The organism is Pseudomonas sp. CK-NBRI-02 (assembly GCF_008124495.1).
In the GTDB taxonomy this organism is placed as follows: domain Bacteria; phylum Pseudomonadota; class Gammaproteobacteria; order Pseudomonadales; family Pseudomonadaceae; genus Aquipseudomonas; species Aquipseudomonas guariconensis.
Genome location: NZ_VSJH01000036.1, coordinates 16,686 through 35,921, shown reverse-complemented (window position 1 = coordinate 35,921; position 19,236 = coordinate 16,686). Strand labels below are relative to the sequence as shown.

The 19,236-nt window shown below is 63.2% G+C and carries 20 protein-coding genes; 5 read left to right on the top strand and 15 right to left on the bottom strand.

Annotation, left to right across the window (positions count from 1 at the left end; all coding sequences use genetic code 11):
* Positions 1-154: 154 nt before the first annotated feature.
* Positions 155-796: a TetR/AcrR family transcriptional regulator gene (locus tag DQ397_RS20290; RefSeq protein WP_043215915.1), complete on the top strand. Its 642-nt coding sequence runs from the start codon at positions 155-157 to the stop codon at positions 794-796.
* Positions 797-1,568: 772 nt separating this feature from the next.
* Here DQ397_RS20290 and DQ397_RS20285 read toward each other — a convergent pair.
* On the bottom strand, positions 1,569-2,330 hold the full coding sequence (locus tag DQ397_RS20285; RefSeq protein ID WP_372240779.1) for a class I SAM-dependent methyltransferase: 762 nt from the start codon (positions 2,328-2,330) through the stop codon (positions 1,569-1,571).
* A 115-nt stretch (positions 2,331-2,445) separates the two neighbouring features.
* Here DQ397_RS20285 and DQ397_RS20280 point away from each other — a divergent pair, with 115 nt between their 5' ends.
* Positions 2,446-3,069, top strand: coding sequence for a hypothetical protein (locus tag DQ397_RS20280; RefSeq protein WP_043213793.1), 624 nt, complete (start codon positions 2,446-2,448; stop codon positions 3,067-3,069).
* Between the two features lie 2 nt (positions 3,070-3,071).
* On the opposite strand, the gene DQ397_RS20275 is transcribed toward DQ397_RS20280, so the two are convergent.
* The 7 genes from DQ397_RS20275 to ppc form a co-directional block, all read right to left on the bottom strand.
* Complete coding sequence (locus DQ397_RS20275) at positions 3,072-3,728, bottom strand: extensin family protein (protein ID WP_043213799.1); 657 nt, start codon at positions 3,726-3,728, stop codon at positions 3,072-3,074.
* 40 nt (positions 3,729-3,768) lie between these two features.
* The gene (locus DQ397_RS20270; RefSeq protein WP_043213791.1) at positions 3,769-4,599 is read right to left on the bottom strand and encodes an oxaloacetate decarboxylase; all 831 of its coding nucleotides are present in this window, start codon (positions 4,597-4,599) and stop codon (positions 3,769-3,771) included.
* A gap of 31 nt (positions 4,600-4,630) precedes the next feature.
* Positions 4,631-5,500 carry a DUF72 domain-containing protein gene (locus DQ397_RS20265; protein ID WP_043213788.1) on the bottom strand — a complete coding sequence of 290 codons (870 nt, stop codon included), beginning with the start codon at positions 5,498-5,500 and terminating at the stop codon, positions 4,631-4,633.
* Positions 5,501-5,503: 3 nt separating this feature from the next.
* Entirely contained in the window at positions 5,504-5,791 is a 288-nt protein-coding gene (locus tag DQ397_RS20260) for a hypothetical protein (RefSeq protein WP_043213786.1), read from the bottom strand.
* 128 nt (positions 5,792-5,919) lie between these two features.
* Complete coding sequence (gene tsaB / locus DQ397_RS20255) at positions 5,920-6,594, bottom strand: tRNA (adenosine(37)-N6)-threonylcarbamoyltransferase complex dimerization subunit type 1 TsaB (protein ID WP_043213784.1); 675 nt, start codon at positions 6,592-6,594, stop codon at positions 5,920-5,922.
* An 88-nt stretch (positions 6,595-6,682) separates the two neighbouring features.
* A complete protein-coding gene (adk, locus tag DQ397_RS20250; RefSeq protein ID WP_043213782.1) occupies positions 6,683-7,333 on the bottom strand; it encodes an adenylate kinase in 651 nt (216 codons plus the stop codon).
* Positions 7,334-7,590: 257 nt separating this feature from the next.
* Positions 7,591-10,218, bottom strand: a complete 2,628-nt coding sequence (gene ppc, locus DQ397_RS20245; RefSeq protein WP_043213780.1) for a phosphoenolpyruvate carboxylase — start codon at positions 10,216-10,218, stop codon at positions 7,591-7,593.
* Positions 10,219-10,382: 164 nt separating this feature from the next.
* Here ppc and DQ397_RS20240 point away from each other — a divergent pair, with 164 nt between their 5' ends.
* From DQ397_RS20240 to DQ397_RS20230, 3 genes are all read left to right on the top strand, one after another.
* Positions 10,383-10,703: a hypothetical protein gene (locus DQ397_RS20240; protein WP_043213777.1), complete on the top strand. Its 321-nt coding sequence runs from the start codon at positions 10,383-10,385 to the stop codon at positions 10,701-10,703.
* Positions 10,704-10,990: 287 nt separating this feature from the next.
* Positions 10,991-11,404 carry a DUF4398 domain-containing protein gene (locus DQ397_RS20235; protein ID WP_043213775.1) on the top strand — a complete coding sequence of 138 codons (414 nt, stop codon included), beginning with the start codon at positions 10,991-10,993 and terminating at the stop codon, positions 11,402-11,404.
* A 51-nt stretch (positions 11,405-11,455) separates the two neighbouring features.
* Positions 11,456-12,247, top strand: coding sequence for an OmpA family protein (locus DQ397_RS20230; protein ID WP_043213773.1), 792 nt, complete (start codon positions 11,456-11,458; stop codon positions 12,245-12,247).
* Between the two features lie 103 nt (positions 12,248-12,350).
* On the opposite strand, the gene DQ397_RS20225 is transcribed toward DQ397_RS20230, so the two are convergent.
* The 7 genes from DQ397_RS20225 to prfB form a co-directional block, all read right to left on the bottom strand.
* The gene (locus DQ397_RS20225; protein ID WP_043213771.1) at positions 12,351-12,677 is read right to left on the bottom strand and encodes a hypothetical protein; all 327 of its coding nucleotides are present in this window, start codon (positions 12,675-12,677) and stop codon (positions 12,351-12,353) included.
* Positions 12,674-13,597 carry an alpha/beta hydrolase gene (locus DQ397_RS20220; protein WP_043213769.1) on the bottom strand — a complete coding sequence of 308 codons (924 nt, stop codon included), beginning with the start codon at positions 13,595-13,597 and terminating at the stop codon, positions 12,674-12,676. Before DQ397_RS20220 ends, DQ397_RS20225 begins: the two co-directional genes overlap by 4 nt.
* Positions 13,569-14,846 carry a flavohemoglobin expression-modulating QEGLA motif protein gene (locus DQ397_RS20215; RefSeq protein WP_043213767.1) on the bottom strand — a complete coding sequence of 426 codons (1,278 nt, stop codon included), beginning with the start codon at positions 14,844-14,846 and terminating at the stop codon, positions 13,569-13,571. Before DQ397_RS20215 ends, DQ397_RS20220 begins: the two co-directional genes overlap by 29 nt.
* Before the next feature lie 112 nt (positions 14,847-14,958).
* A complete protein-coding gene (locus tag DQ397_RS20210; RefSeq protein ID WP_043213765.1) occupies positions 14,959-15,507 on the bottom strand; it encodes a hypothetical protein in 549 nt (182 codons plus the stop codon).
* 46 nt (positions 15,508-15,553) lie between these two features.
* Positions 15,554-16,258, bottom strand: a complete 705-nt coding sequence (locus DQ397_RS20205) for a TetR/AcrR family transcriptional regulator (protein WP_043213763.1) — start codon at positions 16,256-16,258, stop codon at positions 15,554-15,556.
* Positions 16,259-16,483: 225 nt separating this feature from the next.
* Positions 16,484-17,986: a lysine--tRNA ligase gene (lysS, locus tag DQ397_RS20200; RefSeq protein WP_043213762.1), complete on the bottom strand. Its 1,503-nt coding sequence runs from the start codon at positions 17,984-17,986 to the stop codon at positions 16,484-16,486.
* A 91-nt stretch (positions 17,987-18,077) separates the two neighbouring features.
* Positions 18,078-19,173, bottom strand: a protein-coding gene (prfB, locus tag DQ397_RS20195) for a peptide chain release factor 2 (protein WP_102082206.1) whose coding sequence is annotated in 2 segments (ribosomal slippage) — positions 18,078-19,100 and positions 19,102-19,173 — 1,095 coding nt in all. Because the reading frame shifts where the segments join, the coding sequence is not laid out codon by codon here.
* Positions 19,174-19,236: the final 63 nt, after the last annotated feature.

The window sequence follows — 19,236 nt, the reverse complement described above, 5'->3', positions numbered from 1 at the left end:
GCGAGGAGCGCCTCGAATATTTATACTGGTGAGTATATTAAGTCAGGACACCAGGGTCGGGAAGCGGGTAACACAGAGAAAAACGTATTAACGATCCACGCCTTTAGCAGCCGGATGCGCTGCGACCCGTTAAGATGGGGGACTTTTCATCATGATGCGGATTCCCATGTCCAACGACGCACCCACTGGCCCTGGCCGGCCCAAGGACCTGGCCAAGCGCGAGGCCATCCTCGAAGCCGCCAAGACCTTGTTCCTGAGTCTTGGCTATGCGAACACCAGCATGGATGCGGTCGCTGCGGCGGCAGGTGTTTCAAAACTCACGGTCTACAGCCATTTCAACGACAAGCAGACGCTGTTTGGTTCGGCCGTCATGGCGACGTGTCAGACCCAACTGCCTGACCTGATCTTCGAGCTGCCCGAAGGCGTTCCGCTGGAACAGGTGCTGCTGAATATTGCCCGGGGGTTTCAGGCGTTGATCAGCAGTGACGAGTCGGTCAAGTTGAGCCGGTTGATCATTGCCTTGGGGAACCAGGACCCTGGCTTTGGCGAGTACTTCTGGGAGGCGGGGCCCAAGCGGGTGCTGGCCGGGATGGAAGCGCTGCTGGCCAGTGTCGCGCAGCGGGGGTTGCTGGCGATCGACAATCCCTTGCGGGCGGCTGAGCATTTCTTCTGCTTGGTGAAGGGGGCGCCGGATTATCGGTTGCTGCTGGGGTGTGCGCCGGCGTTGACGGTGGAGGAGGCGGAGGTGCATGTGCGGGAGGTGGTTGGGTTGTTCATGCGGGGGTACCGGGTTTAAGGGCTTGGGCTTTGAGGCTGTGTGAATATCCGGTGTTTGTGGTGGCGCCACCGGCGCTTTTCGCCTTTACGGCGACCTACTTTTGCTCTTGGGCAAAAGTAGGCAAAAACCGCTGCCTCCCACATCCGGCCCCTGCGCTGCGCTCCGGGGTTCCCTGCGCTCCGCCGCCTTTCGGGGCTTCGCGGCCTCCGGTTTGCTGCGCAAGCCTCCATCTCGCAACTTCGGCTGCGCCGAAGGGCGCTGCGCGCCTGCCCCTACAGGCACCTCCACTCGGCCTCCTGAGGTCGCGATGGGTGGCGCCTGGACTATCGAGCATCAAAAGCAACAGCAACGGCAAACAAGCTGATTAAGTTGTTGTTTGTGCCGGTCTTTTCGCGGGTTTACCCGCGATGGGCGGAACATACCCCACAAAAACCACTGAACGAAACAACGCCAGCCCAGACGCCGCCCGTAACTTGCGCCCCATCAGCAGGCCGAGCGGAGGTGTCTGTAGGGGCAGGCGCGTAGCGCCCTTCGGCGGTAGCCGAAGTCGCGAGATGGAGGCTGGCGCAGCCAGCCGGAGGCCGCGAGGCCCCGTAAGACACCGCAGCGAGGGAACCCGGTGCGAAGCGCCGGGCCGGATGCAGGGGCGCGCGGCTTTTGGTTACTTTTGGCCAAGACCAAAAGTGACCCGCCGTAAGGGCGGAAAGGTGACTAAGCGTCACCCCAAAAAACGGATAAGCCCACAAACCTCAAAACCACAACCCAGCCCCAGCCCCAGCCCCAAACCTAATCAAGCCTTGAGCGCCTTCTTGGGATAAATGTCATACCGACTCGATTTCCCCTCCAGACTGTGGCTCGGCTTGGGCCCATCGATAATGGGCGCCTTGCGTGGCCGCTTGACCACAACCCGGTGGGAAGCCAACGCCAACGCCGCCTCCAACAACGCCGGCGCATCCAGGTCATCACCGACCAAGGGCCGGAACACCCGCATTTCCTTCTTCACCAGCGCGCTCTTGTCCCGATGCGGGAACATCGGATCGAGATAGATCACCTGGGGTGGCTCTCCCTCCCAGGCGCGCATGCGCTCGATGGCGTTGCCGGTCAGCAGGTGCATGCGCTCGACGATCGCTCCCACCTCGTCATCCCCACGCGCCCGCGCCAGCCCATCCTCGAGCAAAGCGGCAATCAGCGGCTGGCGCTCGATCAGGGTCATCTGGCAGCCCAGGCTGGCCAGCACGAACGCATCCTTGCCCAAGCCTGCAGTGGCATCGAGCACCTGGGGGCGGACGCCTTGGGCGATGCCGACGGCCTTGGCGATCATCTGTCCGTTACCCCCGCCATAGAGCCGTCGATGCGCCGCCTGTCCTTCGACGAAGTCCACCCGCACCGGTCCCGGCGCCTGCGGCCCTAGCTGCTGGATCTGCAACCCATCAGGCCCGACCTGCACGGCAAACCCCGCCTCGTCATCCACCAGCGGCACACCCAGGCGCTCGGCCCACACTTGTGCCTGGGCCTGGAACTCAGCCGACAACGCCTCGACCCTGATACCCATGCCCTGCTCTAGCTCCACCATCGGTTCGCGCACTCGAAAAAATTAATGAAATCCCGGCCACCGCCGATACACGCAGTATCCGCTATTCTGCCAGAGCACAACGCGCGCGACTGCCATGTCAGAAACCCTTCCCATCGGCTTGACCTACCTGTCGCCTGTCGGCAACTACGGTCGACAGAACACCCAGGCACTCGGGGGCGTAAGCCACCTGTGGCAGGATTTCTTCGCCCGCGCGTTGGCCGAGCAGCAAGGGACAGAAGCGGACCCGGTCAGCCAAGCCATCGCCAAGCAGGTCGACAAGGAAAGCGGTGAACCGCTGGGCGGTGTGCGCACCCTGGCGCAGATCTATGTCCAGCGTAGCTGCGATGTCCACGACACCGAGGTCAAACCGCCCGAGCCGCTGTTCCTGCCAAAGGCCGAATTCGAGACCGAATTGCTGGAGAACGCACCCGAGCCGTTCAGCACCGCCGAACTGATCGAACAACAGCGCCAGCTCGACTTGAGCAACAGTTGGTTGCGCCCAGTGGTCATGAGTCAGGGCCATCCGCTTCCCGAGCCTGGCCCGGCGCCGTCGCCGCGGGCGTTGTTCCTGCCCATCGCCGAGTTCGAAACGGATCTGTTGGAAAACGCCCCCGAGCCCTACGACGAACCCACCTTGGCCAAACAGCAGAACGATCTGGAGTTCGACCTTCACTGGGCGCGCCCGGTAGTGCTGAACAACGTGCGCACGCACGCCTGAGCTCAGCGGCAGACCTGCCAGAGCCCCATGTCCAGGTGAAAGTGGTTGTGGTGCGCCGCGTTGTAGTCCGGCCCCAGCACCGTATTGAAACTGTTGCAGGCCGCGTCATGGACCTCCCGTAAAAACGCCGCCTTCTCCCCGCCCTTCTGCCAATCCCTCGCCAGCACGATGTGTTGTCCATCCTTGAGGCGAAAACCCGTGATATCCAATGCATTGGCGCTGGCATGCTGGCTGAGCCGACCTTGTTTACGGTGGTACACATTTCGGCAGGCAAAGCTGCCCAAATGCTCGACCTGGGCCACGGGCTGGCCAAAAATTCGTTGCGCGGCGGGCTGCAGTCCATGCTTTTCGAACAACGCGTAGGCCACCGCCAATGGGCAAGACGCCAGGAAGCTGCTGCTAAGGCGCGCTTCGCCAGTTTCGATTCGCCACACGTTGCGCAGCGGGCAATTGGCCGTGGGCGCGCTGTCGGCCTGTGGCCGGTAGCGCAAGGCCGATGTCTGCAAAGCCTGCAGGCACAAACGTGGGTTCTCGCGCAGGCGCGCGAGCTTGTAGGGCGTCAGGAAGTTGGGCGGCTGGCGCACGTCCAGCACCGCCCAGGGGTTCCAGGCGGCAGGTGGTCGCCAGCCCAGATACCACGCCAGGGCCGCCATTGCCATCAGGCCGACAACCAGCAGCGTGGCAACACGCACGGGCGCCTCAGCGACGGAACAGGTCGTTGAGCTCGGCAAACGGCAGGGCCTGCGCGCTGTAGCCGAACGAGCCCTGATCACGGATCTCCAGCGCCGCCCGCTGCAACGCTCCCAGCGCGGCGCGTGCGAGCGAGGAGCCTACGCTGATGCGCTTCACCCCCAGGTCCTGCAACTGATTCACGCTAAGCGGCACACCAGCCAGCCCCATCAGCACGTTGACAGGCTTGGGCGCGACCGCCTGCACCACGGCGCGGATTTCTTCGACGTCGCGCAGGCCTGGGGCATAAAGCACATCGGCACCCGCCTCGGCATAGGCTTGCAGGCGCCGGATGGTGTCATCCAGGTCCAGGCGCCCGTGCAGCAGGTTCTCCGCGCGGGCGCAGAGGGTGAAGGGAAACGGCAGCGCACGAGCAGCCTGCACGGCGGCGCGCACCCGCTCCACCGACAAGCCGAAGTCGTAGATGGGGTCGTCGCAGCGACCGCTGGCGTCTTCGATCGAGCCGCCCACCAGCCCTACCTGGGCCGCGCGCCGGATCGTCTCGGCACAATCCTGTGGCAGGTCACCGAAGCCGTTCTCCAGATCGGCGGCCACAGGTAACGGAGTCGCATCGACGATCGACCGGGCGTTACTCAGGGTTTCCTCCAGACTCAAGGCGCCTTCGGCATCCGGCCGCCCCAGGCTGAACGCCAAACCTGCACTGGTGGTGGCCAGGGCCTCGAAGCCGAGGCTTGCCAGCAGGCGGGCAGAACCTGCGTCCCAGGGGTTGGGAATGACGAAAGCGCCCTCACGCTCATGCATGGCCTTGAAGGCTTCGGCTCGCAGGGTTTGCACATCCATGGTCTCAACCTCGGCAGATAGTCAGGAGTCGTCAGAGTAGTCCCAGTTGTTCGACCTCGGGCGCACGCGGCAATTCCGGCAAAGGGTCAAGACCCGGCAAACGCGCCATCAGACGCTCATGAAAACGCAGGGCCAGGGCTGCGGCCTGCAGGTTGTCGGCGGTATGCAAAAAGACATAGGGACTGCGTCCTTCTTCGATCCAGGCGCCAACCTTTTCCACCCAGGGCGTGAGAAAGCTCTCGTTGGCCTCCAGCACCGGATGCCCGATGAATCGCACCTGAGGGTGCTGGCTGAATGCAGCCGGACGTGGCGGGACCCGTGGTTTCTTGGACTGTGCATGCAATACACCCGGCTCGCGCGAGGTGCAACTGAACAGCGCCCGTGGGTCCAGGCAGATGCGCTCGACACCCCGCTCGTGCAACAGCCGGTTGAGCTGGCGCTCCTCTTCGCCCCGGGCGAAAAACGCCTCGTTGCGCACCTCGACCGCCACCGGCACGCCGATTAGGTCGAGAAAATGACACAGCTCGCCAAGCCGCGAAGGGCCGAACTGGGCCGATAGCTGCAACCAGTACGGCGAAACCCGCTCGCCCAACGGCGCCATCAGCCGGGTGAATGCAAGCGCGGACTCCAGATGCTCACGCAGGTCACCCTCATGGGTCACATCACCCGGAAACTTGGCGGTGAAGCGAAAATGCGTGGGCATGACCTGCGCCCAACGCTCCACCGTGGCAGGCGCGGGACGAGCATAGAAGGTGGTGTTGCCTTCGACGGCATTGAACACCCGGCTGTACAGGCCGAGAAATTCAGCAGGACGGGCGTCGGCGGGATAGAGGTAGTCGCGCCAGGCGTTTTCGCTCCAGGACGGACAACCGAGAAAGTAAGGCAGGGGCGATGGATTCATCCATCAAATGTACAGGTCCAACCCCAGCACTTCCATCTCCCAGTCGGTGAAACCGGCGGTGGCCAGGTAGCTGGCCAGAGCGGTAGCGGTGCGTCGATCACGGGCACGAGGAAAGATCATGTCTTGCTGGCGGGCTGGCAGACCACCGGAACGGCGGTTGGTGCGGGGCTCCTGAGGGGCTTCGACGTCCTCGACCAGTTCGGCATCGTCGATGGTCTCGTCGCGCACCGGTGCCTTGCGCGGGGTGCGCTTGATCGGATAGGACTGGGAGGAGAAACCATCGATACGCATGGACAAGGCACTCAGGATCAATGATGGCAATTTAGCAGCATCAGAGATCCCTCGCTAATGCCCAATTGATAACTGGACCACAGTTCGCACAAAAGGTTGCGACGTCGCTGCGCCGACTGACGAGAGGCTCAGCGCGCCTTGGGTGTCGCTACGTTGTCGCGCAGGTACACAGGTTGCGCCTGCTCGGCCGGGATGGCCTCGCCGCGTGCCCAAGCGAAGCGGGCCAGCTCGAGGATGTCCAGGGCGTTGGGCAGCGAACTGGCATCGCTTGCGCTCACCGGCACGGCCAGCCGTTCGCCATAACCCCATCCGGTGCCGGCGCCGAACCACTCGCCGATGCAGGCCTCCGGTAGCTGCACACGTTCTGGCGGCAACACCGCCTCGCGCCCTACCAGGCGCATCTCGCCGTCATGGGCTTGATAGCAGCCCCAGTACACCTCGTCCATACGGGCATCAATGGCGGCGGCGACCTGCTGCACCCCGCGCTCACGCAGCGCACCCTGGGCCAGCGCCGCCAGGTTGGAGACCGGCAGCACCGGGCGCTCGAGAGCGAAGGCCAGGCCCTGGACCACACCGATGGCGATCCGCACCCCGGTGAACGCCCCGGGGCCACGACCGAAAGCAATGGCATCCACGTCGCTGAGCGCCACGCCTGACTCGGCCAGCAACTGCTTGATCATCGGCAGCAGCTTTTGCGCGTGCATGCGCGGGATCACCTCGTAATGGCTGGTCACCTTGCCGTCATGCAGCAGAGCGACGGAACAGGCTTCGGTAGCGGTATCCAGGGCCAGCAGGGTGGTCATCGAACGAGGTATCCAGGCAACGGGGAAAAGAGCGGCAGTATAAACGACAACGGCCCGCAAGCGGGCCGTCGTGACGCACGGAGATGGATCAGCTCAGGGCTGCCAGCACCTTGGCAGTGATCGCCTCGACCGAGCCGACACCTTCGATGTGGCTGTACTTCGGCTTGCCGTTGTTGGCGGCCGAGAGTTTCTGGTAGAAGTCAACCAGCGGCTTGGTCTGGCTGTGGTATACCGACAGGCGGTGACGCACGGTCTCTTCCTTGTCGTCGTCGCGCTGGATCAAGTCTTCGCCGGTGACATCGTCCTTGCCTTCCACTTTCGGCGGGTTGTGCTGAATGTGGTAGGTACGGCCCGAAGCCAGGTGCACACGGCGGCCGGCCATGCGGCCGACAATCTCTTCGTCGTCAACGGCGATTTCGATCACGGCGTCGATGTCGACACCTGCGGCGACCATGGCCTCGGCCTGGGGAATGGTGCGCGGGAAGCCATCGAACAGGCAGCCCTTGGCGCAATCCGGCTGGGCGATGCGCTCCTTGACCAGGCTGATGATCAGCTCGTCGGAAACCAGCTGGCCGGCATCCATGACTTTCTTGAGTTCAAGGCCCAGCGGGGTGCCGGCCTTGACGGCGGCACGCAGCATGTCACCGGTGGAGATCTGTGGAATACCGAACTTCTCGGTGATGAACTTTGCCTGAGTACCTTTACCGGCCCCGGGAGCTCCCAGCAGAATTACGCGCATCTTGTGCTCCTCATATTTTTCTATGTAAATCAACGGATTCGGCGCAGAAGGCCAAGTCCGAAAAATCGGGTGAGACCGAAAATCGGTCAAAAGGCTGCTCAAGATACACAGCGCCCAGCAACCAGACAAGCGTCCCAAAGTTGCAGGAAATCGCCACTTGGGCCCGTTTCACAGCGCGGTTGCGCCCGGCGCAACCTGCCAGCACAACCTCGGCCGAGGGGCCTGCGGCCCCCAGCCAAGGTCAGCCGCCGAACGCCTCAACCGGTATTGCGAAGACCAGCGGCGATACCCGCCACCGTGACCAGCAGGGCCTGCTCCAATGGGCTGTCCAGAGCGGCTTCCCGGCTCCGAGAGCGCGCCAGCAATTCGGCCTGCAGGCGATGCAGCGGGTCCAGATAGGTATTGCGCAGGCTGATGAACTCCAGGGTCTCGGGGCTGTGAGCCAGTAGCACCGATTGCCCGGTCAACCCCAGCACCACCTGGCACGACTGCGACAATAGGTCGCGCAGATGTGCCCCCAGGGAAAGCAAGTGCGGTTGCACCAGACGTTCGTCGTAGGCCTTGGCAATCTCGGCATCGGCTTTCGCCAGCACCATCTCCAGCATGTCGATTCGGGTGCGGAAGAACGGCCACTGTTCACGCATCTGTCCCAACAGCTCGCCCTGCCCACGCGCCAGGGCATTGCTCAGGGCCGTCTCCCAGCCCAGCCAGGCCGGCAGCATCAGGCGCGTCTGGGTCCAGCCGAAGATCCACGGAATAGCACGCAGGCTCTCGATGCCGCCGGCACGGCGCTTGGCCGGACGGCTGCCCAGCGGCAGGCGTCCGAGCTCCTGCTCCGGCGTGGACTGGCGGAAGTACTCGACGAAGTCGGGGTTTTCCCGCACCACGGCGCGATACGCCTTGACGCCGTCGGCAGCAAGCTGGTCCATCAGCTCGCGCCAGGCGGGCTGCGGGGGTGGCGGCGGCAACAGGGTCGCCTCGAGCACGGCGGCCAAATATAGGTTGAGGTTCTGCTCGGCGATGCCGGGCAGGCCGAACTTGAAGCGGATCATTTCGCCCTGCTCGGTGGTGCGGAACCGCCCGCCCACCGAGCCGGGTGGCTGCGACAGGATCGCCGCGTGGGCTGGCCCGCCGCCTCGGCCGACAGTGCCACCACGGCCATGGAACAACAGCAGCTCGACCTGATGCTCTCGACAGATGCGCACGAGGTTTTCCTGAGCCCGGTACTGGGCCCAGGCCGCCGCTGTGGTACCTGCGTCCTTGGCGGAGTCGGAATACCCGATCATCACCTCCTGCGGTCCATGCAAGCTGGCACGATAGCCCGGCAGGCCCAGCAGGCGCGCCATCACCGGCCCGGCGTTGTCCAGGTCGGCGAGGGTCTCGAACAGCGGCACCACGCGCATGGGCCGGGTCAGGCCGGCCTCCTTGAGCAGCAATTGCACAGCCAGCACATCGGATGCGGCCCCGGCCATGGAGATGACATAGGACCCCAGCGAAGCCGCCGGCGCGGCGGCAATCTCGCGGCAGGTGGCAAGCACTTCGGCAGTCTCGGCGTCGGGCTTGAAGTGCGCAGGCAACAACGGCCGGCGGTTTTTCAGTTCCGCCTGAAGGAACGCGATGCGCTGTTCCTCGTCCCAGTCGGCATAGCGCCCCAGGCCCAGGTAGTCGGTGATTTCGGTCAGCGCGTCGCGGTGCCGGGCGGCATCCTGACGCACGTCCAGGCGCACCAGGAACAAGCCGAAGGTCACGGCCCGGCGCAAGGTGTCGAGCAGCGGGCCGTCAGCGATGACACCCATGCCGCATTCATGCAGGGACTGATAGCACAGCTCAAGCGGCTCGATCAGCTCGCGGTTGCTGGTCAGCACATCGGCCCCAGGTGCCTGGGCGCTGCTCAGCGCCGCGTGGGCCCAGGCACGGGTGGCGCGCAGGCGTTCGCGCACTTGCTTGAGCAAGGCGCGATAAGGCTCGGCACTGTCACCCACGCGCTCGCGCAGGGCATTGTTGGCCTGCTGCATCGACAGCTCGGCAGCCAGGTAGTCGATGTCACGCAGGAATAGGTCAGCCGCCATCCAGCGGGCCAGCAGCAGCACTTCGCGGGTCACCACCGCGGTGACATTGGGGTTGCCATCGCGATCGCCGCCCATCCAGGAGGCGAAACGGATCGGCGCGGATTCCAGCGGCAAGCGCAGACCGGTCGCTTCGAATAACGCGTGATCTACCTTGCGCAGGTGGTTAGGGATCGCCTGCCACAAGGAATGCTCGATCACCGCGAAGCCCCACTTGGCCTCGTCCACCGGCGTCGGCCGGGTGCGCCGGATTTCCTCGGTGTGCCAGGCCTCGGCGATCAGACGCCGTAAGCGCTCACGCACCTGTTGGCGCTCAGCAGGTGTCAGGTCACGGTGATCCTGCGCAGCCAACTGGCCGGCGATGGCATCGTATTTCTGGATCAGTGTACGGCGGGCCACTTCGGTGGGGTGGGCGGTGAGCACCAGCTGGATGTCCAGCTTGGCCAACTGCCTGGCGAGGGCATCGTCCGAATGACCGGCCTGCTTCAGCCGGGTCAGTAATTCCGGCAGCACGCGCGCTTCGAAAGGCTCGGGTTGGCCAACATCGCGACGGCGGATCAACTGGTACTGTTCGGCGATGTTCGCCAGGTTGAGAAACTGGTTGAACGCCCGAGCCACCGGTAGCAGGTCGTCGTCGGCCAGATCGCCCAAGGTCGAACTCAGTTGCTCTGCAGCGCCACGGCGGTCGGCCTTGGCACTGTGGCGGATGTCTTCGATCTTCTGCAGGAACGCCTCGCCATGCTGCTGGCGAATGGTCTCGCCCAGCAGTTCACCCAACAGATGGACATCCTCACGCAAGCGTACATCGATATCGGTCATTGGCCTTCTCTCCGGCGCGGCTCACCGCGCATCCGCTCAGGAACATTGCCCAAGAGTGCCCATGGCAAGGCCGTACTGGCAAGCCGGTTCGGCACCGAGCAACTAAAGTGAATGCAAGGCATCCGAAGTCATGCCCACTTCAGGTTTCGAGCGAGGAGTTTTCCATGGACACCTTCAGGCACATGCTGGACAGTTGGGAATCCAAGGCCCGCGAGAACTGCGAACGCGTCGAATACACCCTTACCCTGCACAAGCAGGACTTGGTCAAGATCAAGGCATTCGCGCAGGCCTACGGGCTGGACGAGGCCTTCGTCACGGAGAGCCTGTTGCAATCCGCCATCAAGGAGGCGGAAAAGGCCATCCCCTACGTCAAAGGCTCGCAGGTGATCCGTGTCGAGGAGGGCGAGGAGATCTACGCCGACATCGGCAAGACACCCGCCTACGTGCAGGCCGAACAGGCACTGTCGAAAAGTCATTCGAGTTGACACTTGCCCCCGCGTTGGCGGGGCACGGGACTGCTGCCCCGCCTCGCCCCGTTCGCCTTGTCGCACAGTCTTGATTTGCCACCGATCCCCTTCCACGGCCCCTGCACGTCTGCACAGGCTCGGCATTTTTTTCTGAACTATCGGAAAAAAGCCCAAGTCACAGCCTGTAGCCATCACGCTAAAACCCTGCACACACGCCGTTGTGCACAGTTCGGCCGAAATGCGCGCAGATGACAGGGAAAAAGCGATGGACTGCTAAGGATACCGTCGTAAACAGGAGTGATCCCATGGAGCTGACCATCATGAAGACCCGCACACCTCACCCCTCCTCCACGCCGCTGCGCGGGCTCAAGCTCGCCGCGCTGGCGCTGGGCGGCAGCCTGCTGCTGGCCGGTTGTGCCGGAAAACCGCCCTCCGAGCAATACGCCGTCACCCAGTCCGCGGTCAATTCCGCGGTCAGCGCCGGTGGCACCGAGTTTGCCGCCGTGGAAATGAAGGCTGCCCAGGACAAGTTCAAGCAGGCCGAGATCGCCATGCATGACAAGCAGTACGACGAAGCCAAGCGCTTGGCTGAACAAGCCGAGTGGGATGCACGCGTGGCCGAGCGCAAGGCTCAGGCCGCCAAGGCGCAGAAGGCCCTGCAGGACAGCCGTGAAGGTGTCCAGGACCTTCGCGAGGAAGGCCTGCGCAGCGCCGAATGAGCGCTGCCCTGCCCCGTTTGAGCCTTCGTCATTGATCAAAGGATGAACACTATGCGCAATTACCTCATGATCCCCACCCTGCTGGCCCTGTGCGTAGGCCTTGCTGCCTGCGCCCATGATCCGAACCCCAATCTCGAGTCCGCCCGCACCAACTTCTCCAGCCTGCAAAGCGATCCGCAGGCCAGCAAGCTGGCGGCCCTCGAGACCAAGGACGCCCAGGACTGGCTGAACAAAGCCGACAAGGCATTCATGGAGCGAGAGGACGACAAGACAGTCGACCAGTTGGCCTACCTGACCAACCAGCGCGTGGAAGTGGCCAAGCAGACCATCGCCCTGCGCTCGGCTGAAAACGAGTTGAAGAACGCCTCCGCACAACGCGCTCAGGCCCGCCTGGACGCCCGTGACGCACAGATCCGCAAGCTGCAGGAAAGCCTCAACGCCAAGCAGACTGATCGAGGCACCCTGGTGACCTTCGGGGATGTACTGTTCGACTTCAACAAGGCCGAGCTCAAGAGCAGCGCCTACCCCAACATCACCAAGCTGGCCCAGTTCCTCCAGGAAAACCCTGAGCGCAAGGTCATCGTCGAGGGATACACCGACAGCGTCGGCTCGGCGAGCTACAACCAAGGCCTGTCGGAACGACGCGCCAACAGCGTGCGCATGGCCCTGGTACGCGCAGGTGTCGACCCGGCACGCATCGTCGCCCAGGGTTACGGCAAGGAGTACCCGGTCGCCGACAATGGCAGCAACACTGGCCGCGCCCAGAACCGTCGGGTGGAGGTGACCATCTCCAATGACAACCAGCCGGTGCAGCCGCGTTCGGTAAGCCAGATCCAACAGTAAGGCTGGCACAATGAAACAAGAAAGCCCCGCGATCGTCGCGGGGCTTTTCTTTGTCTGTCCTGGCTCTTCGCGGCTTTCGCCGCGAAGGCATCCAGAATGCAGGTCATTGCAGCTGTTGCGGGGTCTCCTGCCCCATACAGCGAATGGCACGCTTGCGGTTGTCCACCAGCACGCCAGTCAGGCCCTTCTGCTGGGTGTCGAACAGCACCAGCACGCCATCGACGCACTGCGCCACCTGGGGCGCCGGGTCGAGGGAGACTTTGTAGTCCTCGCCGGGGAGGGTCTTGAGCATGGTGTAGTCCTGCAGCAACAGGGCGTCCTCGGGCTTGGCGAAATGCAAGTAACCGTAATACCACAGGGTCCCTACCGTCACGATGATGGTACCCACGGCGGTCAGGATCATCGGGATGGCGTTGCGTTCTTCACTCATTGCGCGTTCTTCTCATCAGGGTAGTTGGGCACTTCGGCTAGGCGCCGAAGGCCATCGAAATGGCTGGGGTCGTCGAGGAAGCGCAGCATCACCTGGCGCCACGTCGGGTCGGCGAAGGTCTGCACATGCCCGCCTCGGGTCAGTTGCAGCACCCGAGGTGGCGGGGCGTGCTGGTACAGACGGATGCCGCTGTCCATGGGCACCAGGTCGTCGTCGATGCTGTGGAAAAACAGCTTGGGCGGGGTGTCCAGGCGCTCGATCGAGCGGATCGCGCTGTCGCCGTCCGGCACCAGCCAGGACAATGGCACCTGCAACGGCCAGGTCAGCCATGACGTACTCAGGGCAAAGCGCCCCACTTCCCGATAGCTGGCGGGTACACCGTCGAATACCAGCGCACTGAAGCGTTGACGTTGCTCAGGATGGGCCGCCAGGTAGTGAATGGCCATGGCGCCGCCGAGGCTCTGGCCCAGCAGCACCAAGGGCTTGCCTTGGACCTGCGGGGCGTTGTCCAGCCAATCCATGGCCGCCTCGATGTCTTGGTAAACCGCCGGCAGGCTCGGCTTGCCCTGGGAGAGGCCATAGCCGCGATAGTCGATCATCAGCACCTGGTAGCCCTGCTCTGGAAGCCAATAGCTGCCGCCCAGATGCCAGGCCAGGTTGCCGCCATTGCCATGCAGGTGCAATACCGTGCCCTTGACCTGGACCCCTGGCTTGACCGGCATCCACCAGCCGTGTAGACGCGTACCGTCGGCGGCGATGAGGGTCACGTCACGAAATTCGAGCTTCGCCTTCTGCGGGGTGAACGGCAGGCCCGGCTCCGGGAAGAACAACAAGCTGCTACACCCCGACAATCCCAGCACGAGCAAGCCCAGGATGAGGCGGCGACAGGCTTCAGAGAATGTTCGCGTAGTCGGCTTCAATACGATCCAGGCTCAGGTGGTTGAGGAAGTTGGAGAAGCACATCCACGCAGACAGGGCGTTGAGGTCGCGGAACTGTTCCGGCAGGTACTTGGGCGGCTCCACCAGGCCCTCCTCGACCAGCTGACGCAAGGTGCGCATGTCTTCCAGGGTGGTCTTGCCGCAGAACAACAGCGGGATCTGCTCGAGCTTGCCTTTCTTCACGGCCAACTGAATGTAGTTGTAAACCATGATGAAACCCTTGAGATAGGACAAATCCTTGGTAAATGGCAGTCCGTTGGGCACCGACCCGCGAAATACCCGGCTGGCATTGCTGTAGCTCTGGGCCATCTCGAAGCCCTGGCCGCGGAAGAACTCGTAGACCTGCAAGAAGTCCGCCCCCTCCTCCACCATGTGGATGGCCCGGGTGCGGTTGGTGAGCTTGCGCAGGCGGCTGGGGTAGGAGGCGAAAGCGATCACCTCCATGAGAATGGCCAACCCTTCCTGGGTCACGGTCGACGAGGGAGGCCCCTTCGCCAGGAACGTGCAGATCGGCTGGTTGAGGCCATTGAGCGTGGTGCCCACGTGCACCAGGCCTTCGTGGACCTCCAGTGCGCGCACGTCTCGGCTGTTGAACATCGCGTCGGCACGCACCTTGATGTAATCGGCACCGGCCGCAGCGTCGGCCACGATACCGTCGGACTCGAACACGCGGATGGTCTCCTCGGCCTCGCCGAAGACCTTGTTCAAGCGCCGCTGAAGGATCGCTACGGCTTCCTTGGCGGTAAGGTTCTTCGGCTCGTCCTTCAGGTCGCCCCGGCCGTCGATGTTGTTCAGATAATCGGACAGCATCAGGCCCAGGTCGGCCAGGGTCGGGTCGCCGGCATGGAAGGCGTCGGAGGCCGCGCCATACAGCTCCTGGGAAATCAGGCCGAAATCCTCGGTGCCACGGGCTTCGAGCATGCGCACCACCATGCGGTACTCCTTGCACATGCGCCGCATGATCTGCCCGACCGGGTTGAACTGACCGAGCTGGCGAGTGATGTCACGCTCGATGCTCTGGAACTCGGCCTTCACCGAGTTGGAATCGAACGACAGCGGTCGCCCCTGGTAATAGGCACGGTCCACGGCCGGGGGCTCCTTGCCCTTGGCCTTGAGAAAGCCGTTGCGGATATTGTCGTCCCACTTCACCGCATCGAGCACGCGGATGGGCGTCTGCGCCGCGACGATGCGGTCGGAGAGCGCGCGTATGGTCTGCTGGTACTCGTCCACCCCGGACTCCTTGTTGAATCAAGCTCGTGGTCGGCCCCTTCGCGGGCAGACCCGCTCCCACAGGTACAGCGTGAACGCCCGCGAAGAGGCCAGCCAAGCCAGCGATAGTGCGCTATTTGCCACTTCGCTGGAAGCGTGCCACCTCGACGAACAGGTCGGAGTTGGCCGGATCGTCCAGATAGGCCAGCACCCGCGCCGACGGGCTGTCGATCAGCACACCTTCGCCGTTGTCCTCCGGCACCTCGGTGCTGCGTCCGGTCAACTCCTTCTTCTTGACCGCCTGCTGCACTTGGTCGACATCGAGGTTGTAGAGCACAAGCTCCTTGCCATCGACGACCTCGAAGCCGCCGATCAGGAAGTTGCCGCCCAGGCGCTTGGGCACACCGGCCGACAGATACCAGCGATTGCCATGCTGGGACACGGTAAAGACATATTCTTCCGGCGCCTTGCCCTTGGCCGTGGCCACCGCTTTATAGGCATCCCCGCCCACACGGCTGATGCTGAGCTTGAGCGGCTCGCCCCAGGCGTCCTTGCTGCTCCACTTGCCAAGCAGAGCCTTGGGCGCTGCCTGGTTGCTGGGCAGAGGCTCATGGAAGGTCACCAGACATCCACCGAGCAGCAGGAATGACAAAGTCAACAACACCAGACGCCAGGCTTTCATCAGGTTCTCCTTGAAAAGATCGATCGCCCCTCGGGCCGGTCGTGGCCTAGGCCGATGCCAGCACCAGGTGCAGGTATCGGGTAAGGATAGCGAGCATCTGCCCATCGGCTTGCGCATTCGCATCCTTGAGCAGGCCCTGATATTCCATCTGCTCGATTATGGCCGTCAACATCTGAGCATCCTGCTCGGGCTGACGCGACCCCACCACCTGCAGCATTTGCCGTGCGCCGTGCAGGAGGATCTGCTCGTGGGCGCTGACCAGTTCAGCCAGACGCGGGCACAGCAAGGCCTCCTGGCGGAAGGCTTGCTCGGCCATGATGAAGTCACGCCGAGTGTGCAACTGACGGCTGACATAATCGGCCATCATGCGCGCCACCTCGTCCGCCAGGCGTGCCCGGGCCTCGGGGCTGCCGTCGCCCTGGGCGAGCAACTGGCGCAGCACCACTTCGGAACTGGCCCAGAGCTTGGCCATGTAGGCGGCGCTGCGCTCGACGTACTGAGCGAAGGTGTCGGTCAGCAGGTCTTCGATGTCCTTGAAGTAATAAGTGGTCGCCGACAGCGGAACGCCGGCCTCGGCGGCCACCGCTCGGTGACGTACACCGCGCACGCCGTCACGCACGATGATGCGCATTGCCGCGTCGAGAATTTGCTGCCGGCGCTGCTCGCTGCCTTGGCGGGCTGTCTTGCGCCCCTGGTATTGCACGCTTTCGGCGACGGCGCTTGCCACGCCTGCCGCGCCTTGTTGGGCCATTGCGGGAGTCACGATGAATACCTCGTTGAATCTCGGTGAGGGTCGATCCCCTCTGCTTTGAGTAAAGACGGTTGTAGCTTGTTGCGGCCCAATTACGATCAAGGCCACGCCTGATAGGTTCGGTGGTGCTTCAAAAGCGACTCGGCACCTGCGCCGTGACCAATCAGTCACTTTCGAACCGCAGGCATGAAAAAGCCGCCCCGAAAGGCGGCTTGTTCAGGATGCTCAGGCCTGTGGACGCATGTGCGGGAACAGGATCACATCACGGATCGACGGCGAATTGGTCAGCAGCATGACCAGGCGGTCGATGCCGATGCCTTCACCTGCGGTAGGTGGCATGCCGTATTCCAGAGCGCGAACGAAGTCGGCATCGTAGTGCATGGCCTCGTCGTCACCGGCGTCCTTCTCGGCCACCTGGGCCAGGAAACGCTCAGCCTGGTCTTCGGCGTCATTGAGCTCGGAGTAGGCGTTGGCAATCTCGCGGCCACCGATGAACAGCTCGAAGCGATCGGTGACGGCAGGGTTCTCGTCGTTGCGACGGGCCAGCGGCGACACTTCGAACGGGTACTCGGTGATGAAATGCGGCTGCTCCAGCTTGTGCTCGACCAGCTCTTCGAAAATCATCACCTGCAGCTTACCCAGGCCTTCATGGCCGAGCACCTTGGCGCCGGCCTTCTTGGCGATCTCACGGGCGCGGTCGACGTCCTGCAGGTCGGCGGCGGTGAGCTCAGGGTTGTACTTGAGGATCGACTCGAACACCGACAGGCGGGCGAACGGCTCGCCGAAGTGGAACACCTTGTCGCCGTACGGCACATCGGTGGTGCCCAGAACCAGTTGCGCCAGCTCGCGGAACAGCTCTTCGGTGAGGTCCATGTTGTCGCGATAGTCGGCGTAGGCCTGGTAGAACTCGAGCATGGTGAACTCGGGGTTGTGCCGGGTCGAGACGCCTTCGTTACGGAAGTTGCGGTTGATCTCGAACACTTTCTCGAAGCCACCCACAACCAGCCGCTTGAGGTAAAGCTCCGGCGCGATACGCAGGAACATGGCCATGTCCAGGGCGTTGTGGTGGGTTTCGAACGGCTTTGCCGCCGCGCCACCTGGAATGGTCTGCAGCATCGGAGTCTCGACTTCGAGGAAGTCGCGTTCGATCAGGAACTTGCGGATGTGCGAGATGACCTGGGAACGGACACGGAAGGTGTGGCGGGTTTCCTCGTTGACCATCAGGTCGACATAGCGCTGGCGGTAGCGCTGCTCGGTGTCGGTCAGGCCGTGGTGCTTGTCCGGCAGCGGGCGCAGCGACTTGGTCAGCAGGCGCACGTTGGTCATCTCGACGTACAGGTCGCCCTTGCCCGAACGGGCCAGGGTGCCTTCGGCACTGATGATGTCGCCCAGGTCCCAGGTCTTGACAGCGGCCAGGGTCTCTTCGGGCAGGGTCTTGCGGTTGACGTAGACCTGGATGCGACCAGTCATGTCCTGGATGACCATGAACGAGCCACGGTTGAGCATGATGCGACCGGCTACCTTGACCGGAATCGCGGCTGCTTCCAGCTCTTCCTTGGTCTTGTCCGCGTACTGCTTCTGCAGGTCGTTGCAATAGCTGTCGCGACGGAAGTCGTTGGGGAAGGCGTTGCCCTTGGCACGCTCGGCGGCAAGTTTTTCCTTGCGCAGTGCGATCAGGGCGTTTTCTTCCTGTTGCAGGTCTTGCGATTCGGTCTTGAGGTCGCTCATGTCGTCATTGTTTCCATCAGGTGTTCGTTGCCCCTGTCGGGCAGGGCACGCGATACGGGGCGGGCCTCGTATCGCGGCGGTCGTGTGCGGTTTACAGCCCCTGCTTGAGGCTCGCTTCCAGGTACTGGTCGAGGTCGCCGTCCAGGACCTTCTGGCAGTCGCTGCGCTCGACGCCGGTACGCAGGTCCTTGATGCGCGAGTCATCGAGCACGTAGGAGCGGATCTGGTGACCCCAGCCGATGTCCGACTTGCTGTCTTCCAGAGCTTGCGAGGCGGCATTGCGCTTTTGCATTTCCAGCTCGTACAACTTGGCCCGCAGCATCTTCATGGCGGTGTCCTTGTTGGCGTGCTGGGAACGTTCGTTCTGGCAGGCCACCACGGTGTTGGTCGGCACGTGGGTGATACGGACCGCCGAATCGGTGGTGTTCACGTGCTGACCACCTGCACCGGAGGAGCGGTAGGTGTCGATGCGAAGGTCGGCCGGGTTGATCTCGATCTCGACCTTGTCGTCGATCTCGGGCGAGACGAACACCGCCGAGAACGAGGTGTGGCGACGGGCTCCGGAGTCGAACGGGCTCTTGCGCACCAGGCGGTGCACACCGATCTCGGTACGCAGCCAGCCGAACGCGTATTCGCCCTTGATGTGTACGGTCGCGCCTTTGATGCCGGCGACTTCACCCTCGGAGAGCTCGATGATGGTGGCATCGAAACCACGCTTGTCGGCCCAGCGCAGGTACATGCGCAGCAGGATATTGGCCCAGTCCTGCGCCTCGGTGCCACCGGAACCGGCCTGGATGTCCAGGTAGGCGTTGTTCATGTCCATCTCGCCGCTGAACATACGACGGAACTCAAGCTGGGCCAGGTTTTCTTCCAGGCCTTGCAGCTCGGTCACAACGTCGTTGACGGCGCCTTCGTCGTTTTCCTCGACGGCCATGTCGAGCAGGTCCTTGCAGTCGGACAGGCCATTGGACAGTTTGTCCAGGGTCTCGACGACCTGCGCCAGCATGGCGCGCTCACGGCCCAAGCCCTGAGCGTACTCGGGCTTGTTCCAGACGGCAGGGTCTTCCAGTTCGCGATTGACTTCGATCAGGCGATCAGCTTTTTGATCGTAGTCAAAGATACCCCCGAATGGACTGGGAGCGTTCGGTGAGGTCCTTGATGGTGTTCAGGATCGGTTGGATTTCCATGGGCGGGCTACTCGTGCGAATTCGGTGAAAAGCCCGCGAGTATAACGCAGTCCTCGCCCCGAC